This window comes from Pseudoduganella rhizocola (assembly GCF_045984285.3).
GTDB lineage: Bacteria > Pseudomonadota > Gammaproteobacteria > Burkholderiales > Burkholderiaceae_D > Rugamonas.
In genome coordinates this window covers 495342-519186 of record NZ_JBJQIK030000003.1, presented here as the reverse complement: position 1 = coordinate 519186, position 23845 = coordinate 495342, and the positions used below count along the sequence as shown (strand labels likewise).

The following is a 23845-nucleotide window of genomic DNA, read 5'->3' as shown; positions in this document are numbered from 1 at the left end:
TTACCAGCCGATATCTTTCAGCAGCGGCAGCGTGAGGTCGATCGGCGCTTCGACCTCATGCGTCAGGTCGTCGTTGATCGCTGGTTCCATCAGCTGGTTGCGGCGGGTCGACGTCGAGTAGTGCGACACCGAGGAGCCCGGCTCGTACGGATTCGGCGTGTACATCAGCACGCGGCCGATGTTGTCCGTGCCCGCCAGGCGCGTGGGGTCGAGGCCGAAGGTGGCCGTGACGCCGGACGCGGTGCGCGAACGCTTGGCCAGTACCTGCTTCAGCGCCACGCCGTCGGCCTGGCTGATACGCACCGACGTAATCGTCACGTTCGGGTCGTCACCGCTCATGCCGGCCGGCGAGCCGGGAGCGTTGTCGGCCACGATCATGCCGATGGCGCCTGCGGCCTGCACATTCGCAGCCTTGATCACGAAGCTGCAGGTGCCGCGGTCCACCAGGGCGATATTGCCGTTGACGGCGCGCGCATTGGCTGCGCTGAGCGGGGTGCAGGCCAGGCCGGTGCCGCTGGCCTGGTCGACCACGGGCATCACCTGTCCCGTCACTACCGGATGGCCGACCGGTTTGCCGAAGCTGGCGTCGCCGTAAGGCTTGTTGCCGGCCACCGCGCCCGCTGCCGGGCCGCCGATCGTCACCAGGCCCAGTTTGTCCAGCACCGATGGTGCGTCCGCCGTCACCAGCGGACCGCCCCACGACAGGCCATCGATGCTGATCGAGGATGCCGCGCGCTCGGCCTCCGTGCTTTGCACCCAGGTCTTGCTCAGCCTGTTGTCGGTCAGGAAGTGGTCCCACACGGATGGGTGGCCGGGGTCGCCGCCGCCGGCGTCGATGTACTCGCCGGTTTCGCCGTCGGTGAAGGTCTGGAAGCCGAGGCCATGACCCATTTCGTGCAGCAGGGTGGCCACGAAGTCGATGTCCGTGCCTTCATTGCCGTCCAGGCCGAGGTAGAAGGTGGAGCCTTCCAGGCAGCCCGGCTTGCCGAGCTCGGAATTGAAGCGGGCGCGGATGTGGTTCTGGTCCGTCACGTCCTCGCCGGCCAGTTTGGCGGCCAGTGCGCCTGAATACCAGGTGCCGGCCAGCGGTGCGCCATCGAAGTCGTAGAAGATTTCGACTGCGCCGGCCGAGCCCAGCACGGCGCCGGTGGCGGTGCAGGGACGCGGCTCGAAGCTGGCGCCCACGCGGATCGGCACGGCGCTTTGCAGCTTGGCGCCCCAGATATTGGCGGCATGGGTGAAGGCGATGAGGCGCTGTTCACCCAGCGTGGTGCCGGTGTTGCCGCCTACCGGCGCTGCCGGGGTGGTGTCGTTGAAGCCGACGCCGGGGGCGTTCAGGTTCACGATCTGGATCGTGGCCGCATGGGCCAGCGCGCTGCCGAAGGCCAGGGCCAGCGCGGCGGCGCCGCGTTTCAGCATGATGTTATTGCGCTTCATAGCGTGCCTCCTTGGCTGCGTTGCGGGTCATGGCGGCTGCTGCGGCTTGTTCGCCGATCACGCATTCTTCTGCCAGGGTGCCGTCCGCCTTGCGCTGGACGACGGTGAAGACGGCCTTGTCCTGCACGTCCATATAGCGCACGCCGTTGGCCTTCAGTTTCACCTCGGGCGTCTTGGGCACCATGCCGGTTTTGGCATCGGTCTGCGGTGCTTTCACCGGCACCAGGCGCTTGAATTCCTCCGAGGTCGGGGCGCGCAGCTTGCCAGTTTCGGCATCGCGCACGACCACCACGCCGTTCTGCGGCGGTTCCACTGCCATGGCGCCTTGCGACATGCCCATTGCGGCGAGGGCGATGCCTGCGCCAGCCGCGCGGCGGCCTTTGCGGCGCAGCAGGGCCAGGCCGGCCAGGCCGGCGCCCAGCATCAGCCAGCTCGATGGCTCAGGCACGGCGTTCACACTCACGCTGTCGATGCCGATATAGGAGGCGTTATCCACGGAACCCGTGTAGTGGAAGGCGAAACGGCCGGTGCCGCTGCCATTGATGTTGGCAATGTATTCGGTCCAGCCGCCCGGATAGGTGGCGCCGCCGCCCACGGTAAGCAGGGTGGTGGTGAAGCCGCTGACATTGGTGCCGCCGCCGCTGCCGAACAGCACTTCCAGCGTGTCGTTGAAGCCTTGCTCGGCCGAGTTGCGGGTGAAGAAGCGGAGCTGGGTGGGGCCGCTGACCGTGAATTCCGGCGTAATCAGCCAGTTGTCGACCACCGTGCTGCTGAGGCTGGCTGACAGGTAGTTGGCCGCGATATACGAGTCGGCCGCCCCCGAAGCCGCGTTGAAGATGCCGGTATTGCCCTGGAACCAGGCATTTCCGGCCGGGTCGGCGTTGTAGAGCGTCCAGTCGCTCAGGCTGGCAATGTCATCGAAGCCTTCGCTGAGCGAGGAGGGCGGCGTATCTGCATAGGCGCTGGCTGAGATCGTCAGCGCCGCGCTTGCAAAGAGTGAGAGGAACGTTTTCATTGGTTCGCTTTCGTTTGGCTAGTGGAGGGAGGGCAAGATGTAACAAATTGCAAGCTGAGTATATGCCCGAAATGTTGTCGCGGAACTAACGCACTGTTGAGTTTCCTCATATTTTTATTAATCGTGTTATTTGTGCAACGTGCCTATAGGAAAGCTTATAGATCAATGACTTACGGAAATTTTTAGCAGGAAATTTTCCTATCCGGGCAGCCAGTTCGAGCGGCTTGCCGATTCTCATCAATTGTTAAATTTGTGCATCGCAGCCGCCCTTGCCAATTTTTTCGCCCGGCCTCGGAAGGCAGGTACAATGCTGCCTTTCCCGACCATTCTCAGAGCCCGTGCAAAGCCGCCAACTGTACTTCCGACTGCTCAAGGAATTTTTCCCTTACAAGGGCGCTCTGCTGGCAACGCTGTGTGCGGTGGCCGTTGCCGCGCTGACCGATGTGATGCTGATCCGCCAGCTGCAGAACGTTGTGGACGCGATCGGCAGCCAGGTCGGCACGCACCAAGCGCCGCCGAGCGGCATGCTGGCCACGCTGGCGGGCTGGGTGGACCGCCTGCTGCCGGTGCATGCGGGCGATGGCGTGCTGTGGGCCATTCCCGCCATCATCATGGCGCTGGCGCTGCTGCGCATGGTGAGCAGCTTCTCGGGCGACTACGGTTCCTCCTGGCTCAGCAACCGCGTGCAGGCCAACCTGCGCGAGCAGATGTTTGCCCGCATCCTGCGCCTGCCCAACAATTACTTCGACCAGTCCTCCACCGGCACCACGCTGTCGCGCGTGACCTTCGATGCCAACCAGGTGGCGCAGGCCGGCCTGAATGTGCTGAACGTAGCGGTGCGCGATTCGGTGGCCACGGCGGGTTACCTGATTTCGCTGTTCGTCATCGACTGGCAGCTGGCCGTGTTCTGCATGGCCTTGCTGCCGCTAGTGTCTTCCGTGGTGATCTTCGCGGGGCGCCGCATGCGCCGCCTCAGCGAAGGCGCACAGCATGCGATGGGGGAACTGACGCGGGTGCTGGACGAGAGCATCGGCGGCCAGCGGGTGGTGAAGATCTTCGGCGGCCAGCGCTATGAACAGAAACGCTTCGACGAAGTGGTGAAGCTGAACCGCCAGCTGGCGGTCAAGCATGCGTCCACAGCGGCCATGAACTCCGGCATGATCATGATGCTGGTGGGCGCCACGCTGTCGGCCGTGATCTATTTCGCGCTGATCCGCTCGCGCGCCGGCGCGCTGTCGCCGGGCGCCTTTGTGGCCTTCATTACCTGCCTGATGTCGATGCAGGGGCCGATCAAGAACCTCACCAAGATCAATGAGCCCCTGCAGCGCGGCCTGGCGGCGGCCAAGTCCGTGTTCGGCCTGATCGATGCGCCGATCGAGGCCGATACCGGCACCCGCACGCTGCAGCGCGCCGAAGGCCGCATCCAGCTGGATGGCGTGGGCTTCCGCTACGATGTGCAGGACGCCGATGCGGCGCCGGCCTTGCGCAATGTGTCGCTCGACATCGCTGCCGGTGAAACAGTGGCCCTGGTGGGCGGCTCCGGCAGCGGCAAGACCACGCTGGCCAGCCTGCTGCCGCGCTTCTACGACGTGAGCAGCGGCCGCATCCTGCTGGACGGTGTGGACCTGCGTGAATACCGGCTGGATGAACTGCGCAGCCAGATCGCGCTGGTGAGCCAGGACGTGGTGCTGTTCAACGATACGCTGGCCGCCAACATCGCGTATGGCGACCCGGCGCCGGACCAGCAGCGCGTGGAGGCCGCGGCACGCGCCGCATATGCGCATGAATTCATCGAACGCCAGCCGCAGGGCTACCAGACCGAGGTGGGCGAGAACGGCCTGCGCCTGTCCGGCGGCCAGCGGCAGCGCCTCGCGATTGCGCGCGCGCTGTACAAGGACGCGCCGATCCTGATCCTGGATGAGGCCACCAGCGCGCTCGATACGGAATCGGAACGCCAGGTGCAGGCGGCGCTGGAGCGCCTGATGAAAGGCCGCACCACGGTGGTTATCGCGCACCGCCTGTCCACCATTGAAAACGCGCACCGCATCGTGGTGATGAACAGCGGCGCCATTGCCGAACTGGGCACGCACGAAGCGCTGCTGGCACAGGGCGGCATCTATGCCCGCCTGTACCAGACGCAGAAGCAGCTGGACAGCTAATCCTTGCGCTGCGAGGGCGTGCGCACGGGATCGCCCAGCACGTCCTGCACATACAGCATGGACACCAGCACCGCCAGCACGGCCGTCAGCGGCGTCGCCAGCGCCACGCCCGCCATGCCGAACAGGGCGCCGAACAGCAGCTGCATCACAATCGTCAGCGCGGGCGGCAGCGACACGGTGCGCTTTTCGATCAGCGGCGACAGCAGGTAGCCTTCCAGCAGCTGGATGGCGCCGAACAGCGCCACCACATACATCGCTTTCTCCGGGCTGTCGGAGAAGGCAATCAGCAGTGCCGGCACGCCCGCCATGATGGGGCCGAGGTAGGGGATGAAGTCGAGCAGGCCGGCAATCAGGCCCAGTATCATCGCCAGCGGAATGCCGAGCAGGCTCAGTCCCACCGCCGACGCCACGCCCACCACCACCATCGATGCCGCCTTGCCCAGCAGCCAGCGCGCCAGCGTGCGGCCGATTTCGTCCATCACTTCGCGCGCGCGGGGCCGGTGGCGGACCGGCACCAGCGTCACAAAGCCTTCGATATACAGCATGGGCTGCGCGGCGAAGTAGATGCCGACGAACAGGATGATGACCACATTGCCCAGGGCGCCCAGCAGCCCCGAAAAGAACAGGCCCGCATTCGGCACCAGCTGCGCGATCTGCTTCTGCATCTGTTCCGGCGAGGGCATGCCCGTCATCAGGCGCTTGAGCAGGGGCTGGCCTTCCACTGCCGCATGCAGGCGCTTGATCGCTTCGGGCACGGCCTGGGCCAGCTTGTCGGCCTGTTCACCGATCTGCGGCGCGGCGAGCCAGCCGCCGAGGCCAAACACGGCCAGCAGCAGGGCCACCACAATCGCCAGGCACCATTGCCGCCGCAGGCGGATGCGCTTCTGCAGCAGGGTGCTCAGCTCATACAGCAGCACGGCGAACAGGATGCAGGCGAACACCAGCAGCAGCGCATCGTAGGCGTACCAGATGGCGGCCAGCGCGAGAATGGCGAGGATGGCGATGCCGTCCACCAGCGCGACGCGGCGCATGAAGCGTTTTTCTTCGGGCTTTTTCTCGATATTGTCGTTCATGCCACAATCATGGCCGATCCGACAAAGGCGTGACGCACGGGTGTGCTCAGCGCGGATCCATCAGGTAGGCTGCCATATCCTTGGCATCGCGCTCGTTGACGCCCAGCTGCGGCATCGCCGTACCGGGATCGATCTCCTGCGGCGCGCGGATCCAGCGGGCGAGGTTGGCGGCGCTGTTGGGCAGGCGGCCGGCGAGGAATTTGCGCTCGGCGATGCGGCCGAGCGGCGGGCCCACATAGGTTTCGGGACCGGTAACGCCGGGGATCATGTGGCAGGCCTGGCAGGCGTATTGCGTCAGCGCGACCCGGCCGCGTTCCGCATCGATGGCGCCGCCGCCGGGCGTGCCGGCCGGCGTGGCCGAGGCATCGCCAAGCAGTGTTACGCCACGCCCGGCCTCGCCCGTGTTGGCGGCCGCGCGGGTGCCTGGCCCGCCGCTGATGCTGCCGCCTTCCGCCGGCCGGCTCGCGGCTGTGGCGCCCGCAGTGGCCGCGCGATAGGCCTGCGGCGTCAGCTTCGGCAGCTCGCGCAGGAAGGCCACCAGCGACCACAGCTCCTGTTCGCCCAGGTGAAATTCCCAGGCAGGCATGCCGCTCATCTTGATGCCGTGCCGCGTAATCCAGTACATCTCGGCTTCGTTCCAGCGCCGCGCCGCGTCCACCAGTGGGCCGGGCACCGGCTGCATGCTCATGCCGATCAGGTCCTGCGCGGTGCCGGGCGCGCCATGGCACTTCACGCAATGGGTGGCGTACAGTGCTGCACCGTGCCGCACGTGGCCCGCATCGAGCGGCGGCACGGTGACGTCCCGCGCGTGGAAGCGCACCGATTCATGCATGCCTTTTTCCAGCACGCTGTGCACCAGCTGGAAGTGCTGTCTGGTGGCGCCCACGTTGTACCAGCCGCCATACAGCACGGCCAGTCCCAGCGCGCCCGCGGCCACGCCCAGCACGGCCAGCGCACCCACAACAGCCTTCATCGCAAAGCGGATTCGGTTCGATGCCATAGAGGACGCGCTGCGCACAGTTGAAAAAATGATCACAATGTCTTTCTTGTATTATATGGATTCCTTCATTTTGTGCAGGAACAGTGCGTGCGCGACACGATTGGACATCGCTGGCTCTGGCGCGGCGCCACGTTCGTGGTGCTGGGACTGGTCGTGCTGACGGCCTGCGACACGGGTGAACAGCAGCCCGTGAAAGTGCAGGGCGGGGACGTGGACCGGGGCCGCAAGCTGCTGGCGCAGTACCAGTGCGGCAGCTGCCATGCGATTCCGGGCGTGGAAGGCGCGCGCAGCACGGTGGCGCCATCGCTGGCGACCTTCGGGCGCCAGAGCTATATCGCCGGGCACCTGCCAAACTACCCGGAACCACTGGTGCGCTGGATCGTCGATCCGCCGTCGGTTCATCCCGGCACCATGATGCCGAACATGGGCGTATCCGCCGCCGATGCGCGCCATATGGCCGCCTACCTTTACACGCTGCGATGACGCCGGGCCTGCAATCGGTTCTTGATCCCGCAGCGCCGGATGCAGCCGTCATCGCGCATCTGGGATGGGTGCTCTTCATTGGCGGCACGCTCATCTTCGCCGGGATAATGTGGCTGCTGTGGCGCAGCCTGCGCCACCAGCCGCGCTCCGTGCGCACCCGGGCCTGGATCGTGGGCGGCGGCCTGCTGTTCCCGGTTGCCGTGCTCACGCTGCTGCTGGCTTACAGCACCTGGCGCACGGCGCAATTCGGCACGCAGGGTTCGCACGGCGCCTTGCCGGTGTCCGTCATCGGCAAGATGTGGTGGTGGGAACTGCGCTATCCGAACCCCGCAGGCGGACCCGATATCGTGTCGGCCAACGAGCTGCGCATTCCGGTCGGCCGTGCCGTCTATCTCGGCCTGAGCACCACCGACGTGATCCATGCCTTCTGGGTGCCGCAGCTGGGCGGCAAGGTGGATATGGTGCCGGGCCGCATCCACGGCCTGGCGATCCGTGCCGACAGGCCGGGCGTGTACCGCGGCCAGTGCGCCGAATACTGCGGCGAGCAGCATGCGCGCATGGCCTTGCACGTTGTCGCCATGCCGCAGGCCGAATTCGATGCCTGGCTGGCGGCGCAGGCGCGCGATGCACTGCCGCCCGCAAACGCCATGCTGCAGCGGGGCCGCGACGCCTACCTCGCGCAGCGCTGCAATGCCTGCCACACGGTCCGTGGCCTTGGCAGCGGCGCGGCGCTGGGGCCGGACCTCACGCATGTGGGCAGCCGCATGCACATCGCGGCCGGCACGCTGCGCACCGACCATGCGGCGCTGGCGGGCTGGATCGCCGACCCGCAGGCCATCAAGCACGGTGCGCGCATGCCCGGCGCCGGCCGGATGGATGGCGAAACGCTGCGCGCGCTGGCGGCCTGGCTGGAGTCGCTCAAATGAGGGCCGGGCTGCCGAGCAGTACGCCGCGCCCGGCCGGCGAGCTGGAAGAACTGGAGCGCGTGTGGCGCACGCCGAAGGGCTGGCGCATCTTCACTGCGGTAAACAACACCAAGGTAGGGCTGCTGTATATTGGCACGGCGCTGCTGTTCTTCGTGCTGGCGGGTGTGCTTGGACTGCTGATCCGGCTGCAGCTGGCGGTGCCGGAGAACGGCATGTTCAGCGCGGCGGCCTACAACCAGATTTTCACCATGCACGGCACGGTGATGATGTTCCTGTTCGCGATCCCGGTGGTGGAGGCGATTGCCGTCTATCTGCTGCCCGGCATGCTGGGCGCACGCGACCTGCCGTTCCCGCGCCTGTCCGCCTATGCGTTCTGGGCCTATGCGATCGGCGGCATCGGCTTCTTCTGCTCCCTGTTCGTGGGTCTGGCGCCGGACGGCGGCTGGTTCATGTACCCGCCACTCACCGGCAAGACATATTCGCCGGGCCTGAATGCGGATTTCTGGCTGCTGGGCATAGGCTTCATCGAGATCTCGGCCATCGCGGGCGCGATCGAGCTGATCGTCGGTATCCTGTTTACGCGCGCGCCCGGCATGTCGCTGTCGAAGATGCCGGTGTATGCCTGGTCCATGCTGGTGGTGGCGGTGATGATCGTGTTTGCCTTCCCGGCCGTCATCGCCGGCACGGCGCTGCTGGAGATGGAACGCGCATTCGACTGGCCCTTCTTCATTGCGGAGCGGGGCGGCGACCCGGTGCTGTGGCAGCACCTGTTCTGGTTCTTCGGCCATCCCGAGGTTTATATCATCTTCCTGCCGGCGGCGGGCATGGTCTCGACCATGATTCCCACCATCGCGCGCACGCCGCTGGCGGGCCGCCGCGCGGTGATCGTGGCGCTGGTGGGCGTGGGCTTCTTCAGCTTTGCGCTGTGGGCGCACCATATGTTCACGGCCGGCCTGGGCGTGCTGGAAATGAGCTTCGTGTCGGCCGCCAGCATGGCCGTTGCGGTGCCGACCGCGATCCAGGTGTTTGCATGGATCGCCACGCTGTGGCGGGGCAAGGTGGCGCTGAACGGCCCGGCGCTGTTCCTGCTGGGCTTCATGTTCATCTTCGTGCTGGGCGGGCTGACCGGCGTGATGGTCGCCGTGGTGCCCTTCGACTGGCAGGTGCACGACACCTACTTCGTGGTGGCGCATTTCCACTATGTGCTGATCGGAGGCATGGTGTTCCCCGTGTTCGCCGCCATGTATTACTGGCTGCCGCTGGTGAACGGGCATGCCATGTCCGAACGGCTGGCGCGCTGGATCTTCGGCCTGATGTTCGGCGGCTTCAACCTGGCCTTCTTCCCCATGCATATCACCGGCCTGCTCGGCATGCCGCGCCGGGTCTACACCTATGCGCCGGGGCTGGGCTGGGACGGCCTCAACATGCTGTCCACCATCGGCGCCTTCGTGTTCGCCGCCGGCGTGCTGCTGTTTGCGGCCGATGCCTGGCGCACCTTGCGCAGGAAGCAGCGCGAACATGGCAATCCATGGCAGGCCAGCACGCTGGAATGGCTGCCATCCGACTGCTACGCGGTGCGCAGCATTCCGCAAATCGATTCGCAGGAACCCATCTGGGACCGGCCTTCGCTGCCGCAGGAAGTGGAAGAGGGGGCGCACTGGCTGCCCGGCAGCGCTACCGGGCTGCGCGAAACCATTGTCACCAGCCCGGTCAGCGCCACGCCGCGCTACCTGCTGGTGCTGCCGGCCGACAGCTGGTGGCCTTTCCTGTCGGCCGTGGGGACCGCGGGCTTCTTCCTGCTGCTGACCATCCAGCAGACCGCGCTGGCCTGGGCCTTCGGCGCGCTGGCCATCGTTGCGCTGCTGGCCTGGCTGTGGGGGCAGGACCGTCCGCCGCCCCGGCAAACGGCGCAAGTGGCGGACGATGTGAGCCTGCCGGTGGGCGCCAGCGGGCCGGCGAGCCATAACTGGTGGGCCACGGTGATCATGCTGGTCGTCGATGCCTCCGTCTTCGCGGCCTTTGCGTTCGCGTATATCCACGTATCGATGCGGCTGGAGATCTGCCCGCCGCCGGGTGCGGCGCTGCCCGAGGCACGCTGGCCGCTGCTGTCACTGGCCTTGATGGCGGCCAGTTCGACCATGGTGTGGCTGGCGCGGCGCCATCCACTGACGGAAGGCCGCCCGCAACGCGGCCTGCGCTGGCTGTTGGCAGGCGCCTTGCTTTGCATGGCGGGCGCCTTTGCGGCCGACACATACAGCCTGTGGTCGCTGGCAGGCCTGGCGCCGACAGCCAGCGCATGGGGCGCGGCCATCGCGGCGATGAATTCTTACCAGGGCCTGCACCTGCTGCTGCTGGCCTTCATCGGTCCATGGATCGTCGCGCGTTCGCTGGCGCACAAGCTCACGCCGGGCAGCCGCGCGGCGCTCGACTGCGGCGCGCTGATCTGGCACTACACCAGCATCCAGGGCGCGGCGGCGATCGCCGTGATTTACCTGATGCCGAAGCTGATGGGGTGAACATGGACCGCCATGAAGGATTGTTCCCGATTGTGATGCGCGCCTGCGGGCCGCTGCTGGTATGGGCTGGGCATTTCACCTTCTGCTACCTGTACGCGGCGGCACGGTGCGGGCATGGCGAGGGCGGGGCGCCGGAATGGTGGGTGCAGGCCGGCGTGAGCGCAGCCGCGCTGGCTGCGGTGCTGGCCTGGTTCGCGCAGGATTGCCGCAGGGCGCGCGGCAGGCGTTCGCTGCGCGCTTTCGCCGGGCTGGGCGCCGGTGCGCTGGCGATTGCAGGCGTGGCCTGGAGCAGCCTGGCGCTGCTCGTGGCCGGGGCCTGCGTTTAGAAGGAATACACCAGCGTCAGCGAGGTCTGGGTATCGGTGTTGCGCTTGTCTTCAGGCACATTGGTATCGTTACGCGCGCTGAAGGCGGCCTTCATCTGCATGGTGCCGTTGATCTTGGTGCTGAGCGCCGTTTCCGCCACCGAGTGCAGGTTCGACGTGCCGCGTTCCATCACCACGCTCTGCGAGAACAGGGCCGATGGGCTGAGGCGCCAGCGCAGCGCCGCAGCGCCGCGGATGGTCATGCCGTTCTCGGACTCGCCGGTGGGGCGCACGCCGGAGAAATAGCCCGGACCCAGTTCCACGTCCAGCGTCTTGTCCTTGCCCTGGGTGTAGCGCTTGCCGTGACCGACGGAGAGCGAGGAATAGCGCTTGAACACGCCGAACTTGTCGTTCACGTGCGAGCCGACCACGTAGAGCTTCTTGTCCGTGCCGAGCACTTTGTATGCAGCCTTGGCGGAGGCCTCGAAGCGTTCGGCCGAACGCACCACTTCTTTCTCGCCATCGATCCGCGTTTCGTCTTCCTTGAAGAAGCCGGACAGGATGTATTCATTGCTCCAGTCCTCGAGCTCCTGGCGGGCATCGATCTTGCCGGTGACGGAGGTGCCGACAGTGTTGCCGGAGGTAGTAATGGCGCCAAGTTCGGCGGCGGTGGACCAGGTGCCGGGCTCCGGCGGCGGGTCGGCAGCGAAGACGCTGCCGTGCGCGGCGAAGGCCAGCGCGAGCAGGGAGTGATATTTCATTGGCATGTCGCGGCGCATTGCGGCCGGCCGCTTTTGATACGGTGGAGCCAGCATTGTACCCCAGCATCGTGAAGGGCGCGTTACATTGCCATGTTGACCAGCGCACGGAACGCAATGCAATTCGCGTGCACAGTGCAGCCATGGAGACCGACATTTCTGCCGATGCCCCCGCCGCCGCGAAAGCGGCGGGGCTGCGCTACGTGAACGATGCGAAGCGCGGCATCGCGCGTATCGCCCACAAGGACGGCTTCCGCTATGTGGATGCGGATGGCGCCCCCGTGCGCGACGAGGCCACGCTGGGCCGTATCAAATCGCTGGCGATTCCGCCTGCCTGGACCGATGTGTGGATCTGCCCCCAGCCCAACGGCCATGTGCAGGCCACCGGCCGCGATGCGCGCAGGCGCAAGCAGTACCGCTACCACCCGCGCTGGCGCACAGTGCGCGACGAGGTGAAGTACGAACGCATGATCGCCTTCGGCAAGGCGCTGCCTCAGATCCGCAAACAGGTGGATGCGGACCTGCGGCGTCCCGGCCTGCCGCGCGAGAAGGTGCTGGCCACCATTGTCTACCTGCTGCAGGTGACGATGATGCGCATCGGGAACGAAGAGTATGCGCGTGACAACCATTCCTTCGGCCTTAGCACCTTGCGCAACCGCCATGTGCGCATCGACGGCAGCGAAGTGGAATTCCGTTTTCGCGGCAAGAGCGGTGTCTATCACTCGGTGAAGGTGGCGGACCGGCGCCTGGCCCGTATCATCCAGCGCTCACGCGAACTGCCGGGGCAGGAGCTGTTCCAGTACCTCGACGACGAGGGCGGCCAGCACAGCGTGGATTCGTCCGACGTCAACGACTACCTGCGCACCATCAGCGGCGAAGACTACACGGCCAAGGATTTCCGCACCTGGTCCGGCACCGTGCTGGCGGCGCTGGCGCTGCAGGAGTTCGAGAAATTCGATTCGGAGACGCAGGCCAAGAAGAATGTGGTGCGCGCCATCGAAACGGTGGCGAAAAAGCTCGGCAATACGCCTTCCGTCTGCCGCAAATGCTATGTGCACCCGGCCGTGCTGGAAGCCTATATGGATGGCGCCGAGCTGGAAGGCCTGCGCGTGCGCGCGGAACAGGAGCTGGTGGAAGAGCTGCATGAATTGCATCCGGAAGAAGCGGCCGTGCTGGCATTGCTGCAGCAGCGGCTGGCAGCCGCGCCGGCCGCCGCCAAAACCACGCCACGCCGGGCGCCGCGCAAGCGGCAGGCCGCTATCCACGCCGGCGCATGAGCCGAGGCATGAGCCGGTGCGTGCGCCGCCGCGCGGCCTGCGGGCCTATTATCGTCTTTTTGAGAGGAGACGAAAATGGACCAGTCATGCATTGATGCCTGCAACGCCTGCGCGGACGCCTGCGACTACTGCGCCGCTTCCTGCCTGCGCGAGGACGATCCCAAGATGATGGCCGACTGTATCGCCTTCGATATCGACTGCGCCCAGCTGTGCCGCGCAGCTGCGGGCTTCATGGCGCGCGGCAGCAGCCTGGCGCAAGCACTGTGCGCGGTCTGCGCGCAGGCCTGCGAACGCTGCGCCGAGGAGTGCGGCAAGCATTCGGCCCAACATTGCCAGGATTGCGCGGCGGCCTGCCGCCGCTGCGCGGAAGAGTGCCGCCGCATGGCGGCCTAAGCTAAGGCGCCACCGAGTGCGAACGCTTCATGCAGCGCAGCACGAAGGTTGAGCGGCTGTGGCGCAGGCCGGGAAGCTTGTAGAGCTTACGGCGCAGGAACTCTTCGTAGCCCGCGGTGCCGGCGACGGCAACCTTGATCAGGTAGTCGTATTCGCCGGTCAGCAGATAGGCTTCCAGCACTTCCGGCAGCTCGGCCAGCGCTTCGCCGAATTTCTCCAGCATGTCTTCGTCATGGCGTTCCAGCGTGACTTCGATGATCACGGTGTCCGGCAAACCCATTGCCTGCTGGTTGAGGAGGGCGGTATAGCCTTCGATCACGCCCTTGTCTTCCAGCGCCCGCACCCGGTTCCAGCACGGCGTGGTGGACAGGCCGACCTTTTCGGCCAGCTTGGTATTGCTCAGGCGCCCGTCGCGGCGCAGTTCCCTGAGGATGCGGCGGTCGATTTCATCGATTTGTTCCATAAATTGTGCCTTCGATAGAAGAATATTCTCCAAACTGTTTTATTCTACAGAAAACTAAGATGCCTATTCCAGCGCGCCGGGCATATAGTTTTACTCATGGAGACCTATCAGAGAACATACCGCCTGCGGGTGGAACCGGATGCCGCCACTGCCGCCCTGGAAGCCGTGCTGGCCATTGTGCGGCGCGGCGGCCTGGCGCTGCGGACCCTGCGCATGGAGCCGGGCCGGCATGGCATCGACGTGCATCTGAATGTCAGTGCGGAAGAAGACGATGCGCTGCAGCTATGCCGTATGCGCTTGTGTAATGTCATCGGCATCCTGAAGATACGCGAGACCGGCAGGACTCCGACCTGAGAACGCGGCCTGCTCCTACTTGGCTCTGCGGCAGTCGGTGCAACAATAAGGCATCGTTCGAACCATCGAGGAGCAGATCATGAAAACGATCCTGATTGCATCGCTGCTGGCCGCCAGCGCCGCAGCTTCGGCGCAGACCCAGCTCGACACGGCGCGCAACGGGCAGGTGAACACGGGGTCCAGCGTCAGCGTGATGGGTTCGCAGCCGGTGCAGCCGGTACCGCTGGGTAGCCAGCGCGTGCCGACCACCGTCATCCCTCCGGGCAGCACCACGCAGGCCACGGCCATTCCGCCGCTGAACAATGTGCCAGGTACCGTGATACCGCCCGTGCCCAACACCACCAGCGGTGCGGTCGGCACGCCCGGCGTGACTTCGCCGCTCGGCACTTCCAGCGTGTATGGCGCGGGCGCTACCAGCACCACGTCCGGCATCAACGGCACGGTTGGCGTGGGCAATAACACCGGCATCGGTTCCAGCGGCAGCATCGGCACGATGAGCGGCACCAGCAGCAGTGGCAATACCAGCAGCACCAGCACCATGTCCGACGAAGACTACAAGAAGTCGCTGAACAGGTGAGCGAGCGCTGCGAAGTACTGATCATCGGTGGCGGGCCGGGAGGACTGGCCGCCGCTGTCTACCTGCGCCGTTTCCGGCGCGATATCATCCTGGTCGACAAGGGCAACAGCCGCCTGTCGCTCATCCCCATCAGCCATAACTATCCCGGATTCCCCGGCGGCGTGCCCGGACGGGAACTGCTGGGCAATCTGCGCGCGCAGCTGGAATGCTATGGCGGCGCGGTGCGTGAAGGCGAGGTAACGGAGCTGCGCAGGGAAGGCGATATCTTCATCGCCCGCTGCGGCGATGCCGACATCCTGGCGCCCGCCGTGCTGCTTGCCAGCGGCGTGGCGGACGAAGGCTTGCCAGTCGAGGGCTGGCACGAGGCCGTGGCCAGCGGGGCGCTGCGCCTTTGTCCCGTATGCGACGGCTACGATATCAGCGGCAAGCGCGTGGCGGTGGCCTCGCAGCCGCACAACCGCACTGGCCACGCGCTTTTCATGCGCACTTTCTCACGCGACGTCACCCTGTTCGAGCGCGAGCCGGATGTGCCGCTGTCGCCGGAAGAATCCAGGAAGCTCGAGATCGCGGGCGTGTGCTATATCGCTTCGCCGCTGAAGGGCGTTACGCTGACCAATGCCATGGAGCCGGTGCTGCACACGGAGGACGGCGAAGACCACCGTTTCGACGTGTTCTATCCCATGCTGGGCGAGAATGCCCGCTCAGGGCTGGCCGCGCAGCTTGGCGCGAAGACAGGGGATTGCGAAAAGCTGGTGGTGGATGATCACCAGCGCACCAGCGTCCCCGGCCTGTATGCAGTCGGGGACGTGGTGGTGGGCCTGAACCAGATTGCCGTCGCCACCGGCCAGGCGGCCATTGCAGCGACGGCGATTCATAACGCCTTGCCCTGGCGCTTCATGCCTTAGGCGTCGGCCTTGATGGCCGGCGTGGCGCTCGCCTGCGGCAGGCGGGCCTGCACGGTTTCCGCAGCTTTCTTACCGGCCAGGAAGGCATGGTCGGAGTTGTAGTACTCCCACTCGCTGTAGCGGCCGGCCAGGATGATGTCATGCTGCAGCAGCCATGCGCGCACCGTCTCCACGTTCTTCGCCCGGTTATGGTCGTACAGCACGTAGGCATACGGCATGTCGGCCTGGTTCGCGGTCAGCACCTCGTCGTCCGGATTCATGAAGCCGACCTTGATGCAGTCCTGGATGCAGCGCGCGATCAGGTCGTCGCCATCCACGGGCAGCGGTTTCCACGGCGAGTACGAAATCTCGCAGGTGAAGCCGAAGCCGCCCGGCGGATTGCACTCCGGCGAAGCATTGCCCTGCACGAAGATGCGGTGGAAGATGCTGTCCTCCGGATAGTAGATCCAGTGTTTCTCGGTCACGTTGGTGCGCTTGATGCCGATGTTCACGTTGCGGATCGAGATGTGCGTGAGGCCGCGCGCCGCTTCCTGCACTTCCGGCGGGGCTTCCTTGCCGATGATCTTCACCAGCTCCGGCAGCGGCATGGTCGATACCAGCTGGTCGTAGCGGAAGCGGCGGCCGTCGGCCAGCGCGATCACGTGCTCGCGCGGCAGCACCTGCGCCACCGAGGCGTCCAGCTCGATCTTGCCCTTGATATGGGGCAGGAAGCCGTTCATCAGGGCCTGGAAGCCGCCGCGCAGCGGATAACCGAAGCGCGCGTTCGGGCCCATGGGCTTGGCCACCGGTTCCAGCGCGCCTTCGATGATCTGGCCCAGGTCCGGCAGCGGCACGCGGCCGCCCAGCCAGGAGGTTTCCATGTCGGTCAGCGGCACTGTCCAGATCTTCTTGTTGTAGGGGATGGCGAAGTGTTTCGCAATGCCTTTGCCCCATACCTTGTAGATGAACTCCTCGAAGTTTTTCGGCTCGCCTTTCTTCGCTACCGCGCTGGCATTGGCCGCATCCACGGTGCCGTCGGCGCAGCAGTCGTCCACCGATCCCGCTTCGCAGGTGGCTTCCTCATCGCTGCCGTAGCGCGCTTCGATGGCACCCAGCACGCACTCCTTGATCACCGCTGGCGGCAGGCCATACAGGGCACCCTGGAAGGGATAGCGCGTGTACACGTTCTTGCTATAGACCCAGGCTTCGCGCATCTGCCAGTGCTGGTTGTCGCCCAGCAGGACGTCGTACAGCTTCAGCACATACGGGTCGTTGGAGAACATGATGTGGCCCGCATAGTCGAAGGTAAAGCCCTTGTCGTCGATGGACCGGCACCAGCCGCCGACGGCGGAATTTTTCTCCAGCAGCAGCGTGTCCGCGCCGAGGTGGTAGGCGGCGGAAAGGCCTGTGGGACCGGCGCCCACGATCACGGCGCTGTATTTCTGCGCAGTCGGCAGTGCGTTCACATTCGACGGCGACTGAACGGCGGCATCTTCCGGGGTGGTGAGGCGGCTTACCTTGCGGGCAGGCGTAGTGCTTTCAATCAGGCCGCGCATGCGTTCCGCCGTCTTGTCCCAGGAGGTGCTGGCGATCACGGCGCGCATCTTGTCCGCCATTTCGGTGGTCTGCGCCGGGGTCTGTTTCAGTGCCGCCTCGCAGGCGGTGATGAATTCCTCGTCCGTGTGGCCGATGGCGACGATGCTGCCGTAAGGCTGCTCCACGTCGCGGATGGCGGTGCTGACCACCGGCTGTTCGGCCGCCATGTACTCCAGCACCTTGGTGGGGCTGATGAATCTGGTGGCTTCGTTCAGGGCGAAAGGCATCAGGCACACGTCCCAGCCGGCCAGGAACTTCGGCAGGTCCTCATAGCCGCGCTGGCCGAGGTAGTGGATATTGCTGCGCTGCGGCAGTTCGGCCGGATCGATTTTCACGACCGGGCCCACCATCACCAGCTGCCATTCCGGATGCGCATCGGCGATCTTGCCCAGCAGGCCTGTATCGAAGCGTTCATCGATCACGCCGTAGAAGCCCAGGCGCGGATGGGGAATATGTTCCTGCGCCGGATGGCTGTCGCTGCGCTGCAGTGCCTGCGCGAAGTGCTTCGCATCCACGCTGCTCGGGAAGCAGTGCGCGTTGCTGTGGCGGGTGCGCTTGGCTTCATACAGGCTCGGGCCGCCGGTGAAGACCAGGTCGGCGATGTTCAGCAGCGCGGTTTCACGCTGCAGCAGCTGGCGCGGCGGGTTCTTGAAGGCGGACAGCTCGTCCATGCAATCGTAGATCACCAGGCCGGGATGCAGCTGCGACAGCAGTGGCAGCGCCATCGGCGTGTAGAACCACACGATCGGGTCTTCCTTGTCCGTCACCAGCTTCGCCACCAGCGGCTGCAGCAGCGGAATCTGGTCGTCATGGAATCCGATCGCCTGGGAAGGCGTATGCGGCTGGCAGACCGTGACGTTGGCTGCCGGTTGCGACGTTTTCATGAAACTTTCGCCCTCGTGATGGATGGGCTCTTCCACAAAAACGATCTTGTAATTCTGTGCCAGGCGGGTCAACAGATGTTGTGGCCGTTGGAAGACGAAGTCCCAGCGCAGATGACTGAATACGATAATGGTCGACATGATTTCTCCCTTTGCCCCAATGGGTCGTTAGTTGTGGGTGATGCTCGTACGCGCCTTTGCGGGCGCTAAACTTGTTCCGGCGGATCGGGTACAACGAGTTGCACACTCCGCGTTGCAGAACTGATCTGCTCAATCGGAATCTTCGGTGAACGGTCTGCATTCAGCAGCCCATTCGCTTCCTGGTAAGTGTCGGCAAACTGCGTGTAGCAGAAGCCGCTGAACATCTGCGTGGCGTTGACTACCTCCAGCAGCTCGCGGTAGTGCTTGAAGAAGCTCTCCGCGTTGTTCGCGCGCGAGTAACCCCAGGTACGTGTCTCGGGCGCTTTGGTGTCGTAGGCGATACCGCCAAATTCGGTCAATACAATCGGCTGGCCGCGGTGCGGGAAGCCGTCCAGTGTCAGGATCCTGCCGCCGGGGCGGCGCTGGTCGAACAGCGTGCGCACCTCGTCGTTGACCTCGTAGCGCTGCTTGATGCGCTGCGGGTCGCTGTCGTAATCGTGAATGCCGAGGATGTCCGTGGCCGAGGCCTCCCAGCCGTCGTTGCCGATCACGGGCCGGGTGGAATCCATCATCCGGGTCATGTGATAGAGCGCTTCCACGGCATTGCGGTGCGCCTGCATCGACGTCAGGTTCGGCACGCCCCAGGATTCGTTGAACGGCACCCAGACGATGATGCAGGGATGGCTGTAGTCGCGGTCGATGGCTTCCTGCCATTCCTTGATCAGGCGCGTCATCGAGCGCGGGCTGAAGGCATAGGCCGAAGGCATCTCCTCCCATACCAGCAGGCCCAGTTTGTCGGCCCAGTACAGGTAGCGCGGATCCTCGATTTTCTGGTGCTTGCGCACGCCGTTGAAGCCCATGGCCTTGGCCAGTTCCACGTCGCGCTTCAGCGCGGCGTCGTTGGGCGCCGTCATCAGGCTATCCGGCCAATAGCCCTGGTCGAGCACCAGGCGCAGCGGATAAGGCCTTCCATTCAGCATGAAGCGGTCGCGGTTGATGGCAACCGAACGCAGCGCCGTGTAGGAGCGGATGGTTTCCAGCACCACGCCCTCGCAGCGCAGGGTCAGCTCGGCGTCCAGCAGGGTGGGGCGTTCGGGGCTCCACAGCAGCTCATTGCGCGAGTCGTCGATGCCGGGGTCGGTGATCGCAATCTTGCGGTTCGCCTCCTGGCCCATCAGCTTGTAGTCGTCGTCGGCCAGCAGGGTGTCGCCGTGCCACAGCTTGACTTCCACGCTCAGGCCGTCGCGCCGCTGGCCCGCGGCCTGGATCTCGCAGCCGATCTCGAAGCCGTCGAAATAAGGCGTCCATCGGATCGATTTGAGATAGGTATCCGGCACCTGTTCCACCCATACGGTCTGCCAGATGCCGGTAGTGCGCGGATACCAGATCGAATGCGGCTCCAGCTGCCAGTCCTGCTTGCCGCGCGGCTTGTTCAGGTCTGCCGGATCGTCTTCCACGCGCAGGGTGATGACCTGGCGCGCGCCTTCTCGCAGCGCATCCGTGATGTCGGCGTTGAAGGAGGTGTGGCCGCCCTCGTGCGTTGTCACCAGGCGGTCGTTGACCCACACCTTGCAGGAGTAGTCCACTGCGCCGAAGTGCAGGATGGTGCGCTTGCCGCGCTGGGCCATGTCGAATTCGAGGCGGTACCACACCACCGTGTGGAAGCCGGTATCGCCGATGCCGCTCATGGCGCATTCCGGCGCGAAGGGCACGTTGATGTCGTGCGTCCAGTCGATCGGGTCTTCCGGACGGGCGTAGCGCCGCTCGTCGTCAAACGCGAACTGCCAGCTGCCGTTCAGGCATTGCCAGTTGTCGCGGACCAGTTGCGGGCGGGGATACTCGAAGTCGCTCATTCTTTCCTCATTGTTGTGGAGCTGGTATCAGCAGGCGGGCCTGTCCCCCCGCTGCGTTGAATCGGTTCACCACCATCTCGCCGGTGCCGGCGGCGCTGCCGGCCTTGCACAGCGCTACGCAGGCGCCGCCGAAGCCGGCGCCCGTCAGGCGCGCCCCGAACACGCCGGGCTGCTTGCGCAGCACTTCGGTCAGTTCATCGAGTTCGGGAATCGATACCTGGTAGTCGTCGCGCAGGCTGGCGTGCGATTCGTTCATGAGCTCACCGAAGCGTTCCGCGCTGACCGCGCTGCCGCCGTCGGCCGCTTCCAGTACGCGCAGGTTCTCGCTCACCACGTGGCGGGCCCGCTCGCGGATCGGCGAGGGAAGCTTTTCCACGTCGGCCAGGCGCGCCACATCGCGCAGCGCCTGCACGCCCAGCATGCCGGCTGCCGCCTCGCATTCGGCGCGGCGCTCGTTGTATTTGCTGGCGGCCAGCTTGCGCGGCACGCCGGAATCGATCACGATGATTTCCGCACCGGCGGGCAGCGGCAGCAGGCGCGCGTCCAGCGTACGGGCGTCGAGGAAGAGCATGTGCTGGGTGTCGGCCAGGCTGGATGCCATCTGGTCCATGATCCCGCAGTTCACGCCCGCGTACTGGATCTCGGCCTGCTGCGCAATCTGCGCCAGCGTGACGCCGTCCAGTTCTGCTTTCAGCATGGTGCGCAGGGCGCGCAGCGTGGCCACTTCCAGCGCCGCGCTGCTGGACAGGCCGCTGCCCAGCGCCAGGTTGGAGCGCACATACATCTTCAGCGGCGGGATCTGCACGCCGCGCTGCTGCAGCAGGCGGATGCAGCCCTCCATATAGCGCGCAAAGCCTGGCGGCGCCGGCTCGTCGGCGTCGAATTCCACCGTTTCATCCAGGGTGGACGAATAGATATGGAAGCGGCCGTCGCCGCTGCGGTCCGCCATCACGTCGGTGCGCTGCGGCGTGGCGATGGGCAGCATATAGCCGTCGTTGTAGTCGGTGTGCTCGCCCAGCAGGTTGACGCGGCCCGGCGCCCAGGTATGGACTTCGGGCGCGGAGCCGAAGAAGTCGTTGGGCGATTTCATTGCTCCTCCAGCGTCACTTGCACCGCCTGCAGCTCGGCGGCTTTCTCCTCGGGCAGCACGTCCATCGCGAACATGCCTGCGCCAAGTTCGGTGCCGGCCAGGTATTTCAGGCGTTCTTTCGTGCGGTAGGGCGGATAGAACTGCGCGTGCAGCTGCGTTTCCGGATGTTCCTTGCCGTCGGTGGGCGCCTGGTACCAGGCCATCAGGTAGGGGAAGGGGCGCTGCCACAGGCCTTCGTACTTCAGCAGCACGGTCTTGAGGGCGCGCGCGAGGTCGCTGCGCTGCGCGTCGCTCAGGGCGGTAAAGCTGGGGCAGGGCGCGCTCGGCATCACCCACACTTCATAGGGGTAGCGCGCACACACCGGCACGAAGGCCACGGCATGCTCGCCCCGGTACAGCAGGCGTGCACCGCTCTCGATTTCATCGCGCACCATGTCGCACAGCATATTGCGCTGGTGCTGTTCGTAATAGGCCGCTTCCTGTGACAGCATGCGCGCCGGCACCGGCGGCACGAAGGGATAGGAGTAGATCTGGCCGTGCGGATGGTGCAGCGTGACGCCCACTTCCGCGCCACGGTTCTCGAAAGGCAGCACGTACTGGATGCCGCCGCGGCCCTGCACGCGTGCGGTGCGGTCGGCCCATACCTTCAGCAGCAGTTCGATGCGGGGCAGGTCCAGGCCCGCCAGCGATGCTTTCGGATCCTGCGTAAACACCACCACTTCGCAATGGCCTGCGGCGGCGGCTGTCGGCACATGCAGTTGCGGCGGATCGTGCGAGGCCAGCGACAGCGAAGGAAAGCGGTTGTCGAACACCGCCACTTCATAATCGCCCGGCGGCATCTCGGTGGGCGCCGCTTCATCGCGCGTGACGGCCAGCGGATTGTATTCCGGCGGCGGCAGGAAGGTGCGGTTCTGGCGGAAGGCGGCATAGGTGACCCATTCGCCGCGCAGCGGGTGCCAGCGCAGGTGCGGATTGGCGCCGAGCGGGTCGGCAAAAGGGCTGGGCGCACTCGCAATGGCCGAAATCGGATTCCGGCTGTACAGCGTGATGTTGCGGCCGTCAGGCTTGACCAGGTCGAGTGTGTGCATGATAGACATTTCATTGCGCCGGGATTGACGCGAATGGAAATCCTATCAATTAGCGCTTTGCCGGTTTTTCAATTCCGCGCTGAAAGAAACTGCTCTCTGGCTGAACAGTATGTAACTGGCGGTTTATGTTCCGGGCAAAGGGGCGCGCATGAATGGGCGCAGTGTAAACACGGTGACTTTTTGTAGGAGTGGTCCTGCAAAGGCGCGCGGCTGCTGCCGACGCCGTGTATGCCTGCCGTCCGAAGTCCTAAACGCCGATATAGACGTACTTGAATACGAACGCGGCGGCAATGATCCACACAATGGGCTTCACCATGCGCCATTGGCCGGTCAGCAGTTTGAGCGCGGCATAGGTGATGAAGCCGAAGGCAATGCCGTGCGCGATGGAATAGGTGAAGGGAATCAGCAGCGCGGTGACTGCTGCAGGGATGCTTTCCGTGGTGTCGTTCCACTCGATATCGCCCAGATCGCGCAGCATCAGGCAGGCCACAAACAGCAGGGCAGGGGCCGTGGCGTAGGCGGGCACCGCCGCGGCCAGCGGTGCGATGAAGAGGCAGGACAGGAAAAGCAGGGCCACCACCAGCGCCGTCAGGCCGGTGCGCCCGCCGGCCTGCACGCCCGCGGCGCTTTCCACATAGGCCGTGGTGCTCGAGGTGCCGAGTACCGAGCCGGCGACGATGGCGCCGCTGTCCGCCAGCAGGGCCTTGTTCAGCCTTGCCATCTTGCCGCCCGTGAGCAGGCCGGCGCGGCTGGCCACGCCCATCAGCGTGCCGGTGGCATCGAACAGTTCCACCAGGAAGAACACCAGCACCACATTCAGGATGCCCGCGCCGAGCGCGCCCGGAATGTCCAGCTGCAGGAAGGTGGGCGCGAGCGAGGGCGGCGCCGAGAACACGCCGTTGAAGCGGTTGCCGCCGAAAAAGAAGCTGAGCACCGTAATGGCGGCGATCCCGACCAGGATGGCGCCCCGTACTTTCAGGCGGTCGAGGGTGACGATCAGCAGGAAACCGGCAATGGCCATCAGCGCGGCCGGTTTGTGCAGGTCGCCGACCGTTACCATGGTGGCCGGGCTGGCCGTCACGATGCCTGCGCTCTTCAGCGCGATCAGGGCGAGGAACAGCCCCAGGCCTGCCGTGATCGCCGTGCGCAGCGAGGGCGGTATGCCGTTGACGATCATCTCGCGCAGCCCGAACACGCTCACCAGCACGAACAGGCAGCCGGAGATGAAGACCGCGCCGAGCGCCGTCTGCCAGGGCACCCCCATGCCCAGCACCACGGCATAGGCGAAGTAGGCGTTCAGCCCCATGCCGGGCGCCATGCCGATGGGGTAGTTGGCGTACAGGCCCATGATGGCGCTGCCCAATGCCGCGGCAATGCAGGTGGCCACGAATACCGCTTCCTTCGGCATGCCCGCATCGGCCAGGATGGTGGGGTTGACGAAGATGATGTAAGCCATGGTGAGGAAGGTGGTGGCGCCCGCGATCAGCTCCGTGCGCACGTCGCTGCCGCTTTCCCTGAGCCTGAACAGTTTTTCAGCGATCGTCACCCTGGCCTCCCTCCTTGTCGATGGCACAGC

At 65.3% G+C, this 23845-nt stretch carries 21 protein-coding genes; 10 read left to right on the top strand and 11 right to left on the bottom strand.

Features of this window, described 5'->3' with window-relative positions:
• Together ACJRPG_RS09610 and ACJRPG_RS09605 are read right to left on the bottom strand one after the other, a co-directional pair.
• Positions 1–1437 (bottom strand): PA domain-containing protein, encoded by a 1437-nt coding sequence (locus ACJRPG_RS09610; RefSeq protein WP_407999840.1) that lies wholly within the window; start codon positions 1435–1437, stop codon positions 1–3.
• Positions 1424–2452 (bottom strand): choice-of-anchor J domain-containing protein, encoded by a 1029-nt coding sequence (locus ACJRPG_RS09605; RefSeq protein WP_407999839.1) that lies wholly within the window; start codon positions 2450–2452, stop codon positions 1424–1426. Before ACJRPG_RS09605 ends, ACJRPG_RS09610 begins: the two co-directional genes overlap by 14 nt.
• 338 nt (positions 2453–2790) lie before the next feature.
• On the opposite strand from ACJRPG_RS09605, the gene msbA reads away from it, so the two are divergent.
• On the top strand, positions 2791–4611 hold the full coding sequence (gene msbA / locus ACJRPG_RS09600; RefSeq protein ID WP_407999838.1) for a lipid A export permease/ATP-binding protein MsbA: 1821 nt from the start codon (positions 2791–2793) through the stop codon (positions 4609–4611).
• Here the strand turns inward: msbA and ACJRPG_RS09595 are convergent.
• Positions 4608–5684 carry an AI-2E family transporter gene (locus ACJRPG_RS09595; RefSeq protein ID WP_407999837.1) on the bottom strand — a complete coding sequence of 359 codons (1077 nt, stop codon included), beginning with the start codon at positions 5682–5684 and terminating at the stop codon, positions 4608–4610. The genes msbA and ACJRPG_RS09595 overlap by 4 nt on opposite strands.
• 46 nt (positions 5685–5730) lie before the next feature.
• Positions 5731–6684, bottom strand: coding sequence for a c-type cytochrome (locus tag ACJRPG_RS09590; protein ID WP_407999836.1), 954 nt, complete (start codon positions 6682–6684; stop codon positions 5731–5733).
• Between the two features lie 87 nt (positions 6685–6771).
• Between ACJRPG_RS09590 and ACJRPG_RS09585 the strand changes: the two genes are divergently transcribed.
• From ACJRPG_RS09585 to ACJRPG_RS09570, 4 genes are read left to right on the top strand one after another with little or no spacing between them, the layout of a single operon-like run.
• The gene (locus ACJRPG_RS09585) at positions 6772–7167 is read left to right on the top strand and encodes a c-type cytochrome (RefSeq protein WP_407999835.1); all 396 of its coding nucleotides are present in this window, start codon (positions 6772–6774) and stop codon (positions 7165–7167) included.
• Positions 7164–8093 (top strand): cytochrome c oxidase subunit II, encoded by a 930-nt coding sequence (gene coxB / locus ACJRPG_RS09580; protein ID WP_407999834.1) that lies wholly within the window; start codon positions 7164–7166, stop codon positions 8091–8093. Before ACJRPG_RS09585 ends, coxB begins: the two co-directional genes overlap by 4 nt.
• Entirely contained in the window at positions 8090–10609 is a 2520-nt protein-coding gene (ctaD, locus tag ACJRPG_RS09575; RefSeq protein WP_407999833.1) for a cytochrome c oxidase subunit I, read from the top strand. Before coxB ends, ctaD begins: the two co-directional genes overlap by 4 nt.
• Positions 10610–10611: 2 nt before the next feature.
• Complete coding sequence (locus ACJRPG_RS09570; RefSeq protein WP_407999832.1) at positions 10612–10935, top strand: hypothetical protein; 324 nt, start codon at positions 10612–10614, stop codon at positions 10933–10935.
• Here the strand turns inward: ACJRPG_RS09570 and ACJRPG_RS09565 are convergent.
• Positions 10932–11675, bottom strand: coding sequence for a DUF481 domain-containing protein (locus tag ACJRPG_RS09565; protein WP_407999831.1), 744 nt, complete (start codon positions 11673–11675; stop codon positions 10932–10934). The genes ACJRPG_RS09570 and ACJRPG_RS09565 overlap by 4 nt on opposite strands.
• A 140-nt stretch (positions 11676–11815) precedes the next feature.
• Between ACJRPG_RS09565 and ACJRPG_RS09560 the strand changes: the two genes are divergently transcribed.
• Together ACJRPG_RS09560 and ACJRPG_RS09555 are read left to right on the top strand one after the other, a co-directional pair.
• On the top strand, positions 11816–12949 hold the full coding sequence (locus ACJRPG_RS09560; protein ID WP_407999997.1) for a DNA topoisomerase IB: 1134 nt from the start codon (positions 11816–11818) through the stop codon (positions 12947–12949).
• 75 nt (positions 12950–13024) lie between these two features.
• Positions 13025–13342, top strand: coding sequence for a four-helix bundle copper-binding protein (locus ACJRPG_RS09555; RefSeq protein WP_407999830.1), 318 nt, complete (start codon positions 13025–13027; stop codon positions 13340–13342).
• Between the two features lies 1 nt (position 13343).
• On the opposite strand, the gene ACJRPG_RS09550 is transcribed toward ACJRPG_RS09555, so the two are convergent.
• Positions 13344–13805: an Lrp/AsnC family transcriptional regulator gene (locus ACJRPG_RS09550; RefSeq protein WP_407999829.1), complete on the bottom strand. Its 462-nt coding sequence runs from the start codon at positions 13803–13805 to the stop codon at positions 13344–13346.
• A 96-nt stretch (positions 13806–13901) separates the two neighbouring features.
• On the opposite strand from ACJRPG_RS09550, the gene ACJRPG_RS09545 reads away from it, so the two are divergent.
• The 3 genes from ACJRPG_RS09545 (at position 13902) to ACJRPG_RS09535 (ending at position 15641) form a co-directional block, all read left to right on the top strand.
• Entirely contained in the window at positions 13902–14159 is a 258-nt protein-coding gene (locus ACJRPG_RS09545) for a hypothetical protein (RefSeq protein ID WP_407999828.1), read from the top strand.
• Positions 14160–14238: 79 nt separating this feature from the next.
• On the top strand, positions 14239–14736 hold the full coding sequence (locus ACJRPG_RS09540; protein WP_407999827.1) for a hypothetical protein: 498 nt from the start codon (positions 14239–14241) through the stop codon (positions 14734–14736).
• Positions 14733–15641: an NAD(P)/FAD-dependent oxidoreductase gene (locus ACJRPG_RS09535; protein ID WP_407999826.1), complete on the top strand. Its 909-nt coding sequence runs from the start codon at positions 14733–14735 to the stop codon at positions 15639–15641. Before ACJRPG_RS09540 ends, ACJRPG_RS09535 begins: the two co-directional genes overlap by 4 nt.
• Here ACJRPG_RS09535 and ACJRPG_RS09530 read toward each other — a convergent pair.
• The 5 genes from ACJRPG_RS09530 to ACJRPG_RS09510 all read right to left on the bottom strand — a co-directional run bounded on the left by ACJRPG_RS09530 (position 15638) and on the right by ACJRPG_RS09510 (position 23809).
• Positions 15638–18100, bottom strand: a complete 2463-nt coding sequence (locus ACJRPG_RS09530; protein WP_407999825.1) for an FAD-dependent oxidoreductase — start codon at positions 18098–18100, stop codon at positions 15638–15640. The two genes, ACJRPG_RS09535 and ACJRPG_RS09530, sit on opposite strands and share 4 nt — an antisense overlap.
• Before the next feature lie 203 nt (positions 18101–18303).
• Positions 18304–20091, bottom strand: a complete 1788-nt coding sequence (locus ACJRPG_RS09525) for a glycoside hydrolase family 2 protein (RefSeq protein WP_407999824.1) — start codon at positions 20089–20091, stop codon at positions 18304–18306.
• A gap of 7 nt (positions 20092–20098) precedes the next feature.
• Positions 20099–21181 carry a galactokinase gene (gene galK, locus ACJRPG_RS09520; protein WP_407999823.1) on the bottom strand — a complete coding sequence of 361 codons (1083 nt, stop codon included), beginning with the start codon at positions 21179–21181 and terminating at the stop codon, positions 20099–20101.
• Positions 21178–22269, bottom strand: a complete 1092-nt coding sequence (gene galT / locus ACJRPG_RS09515; RefSeq protein ID WP_407999822.1) for a galactose-1-phosphate uridylyltransferase — start codon at positions 22267–22269, stop codon at positions 21178–21180. The genes galK and galT overlap by 4 nt, the downstream gene beginning before the upstream one ends.
• A gap of 247 nt (positions 22270–22516) precedes the next feature.
• Positions 22517–23809 carry an NCS2 family permease gene (locus ACJRPG_RS09510; protein WP_407999996.1) on the bottom strand — a complete coding sequence of 431 codons (1293 nt, stop codon included), beginning with the start codon at positions 23807–23809 and terminating at the stop codon, positions 22517–22519.
• Between the last annotated feature and the right edge of the window lie 36 nt (positions 23810–23845).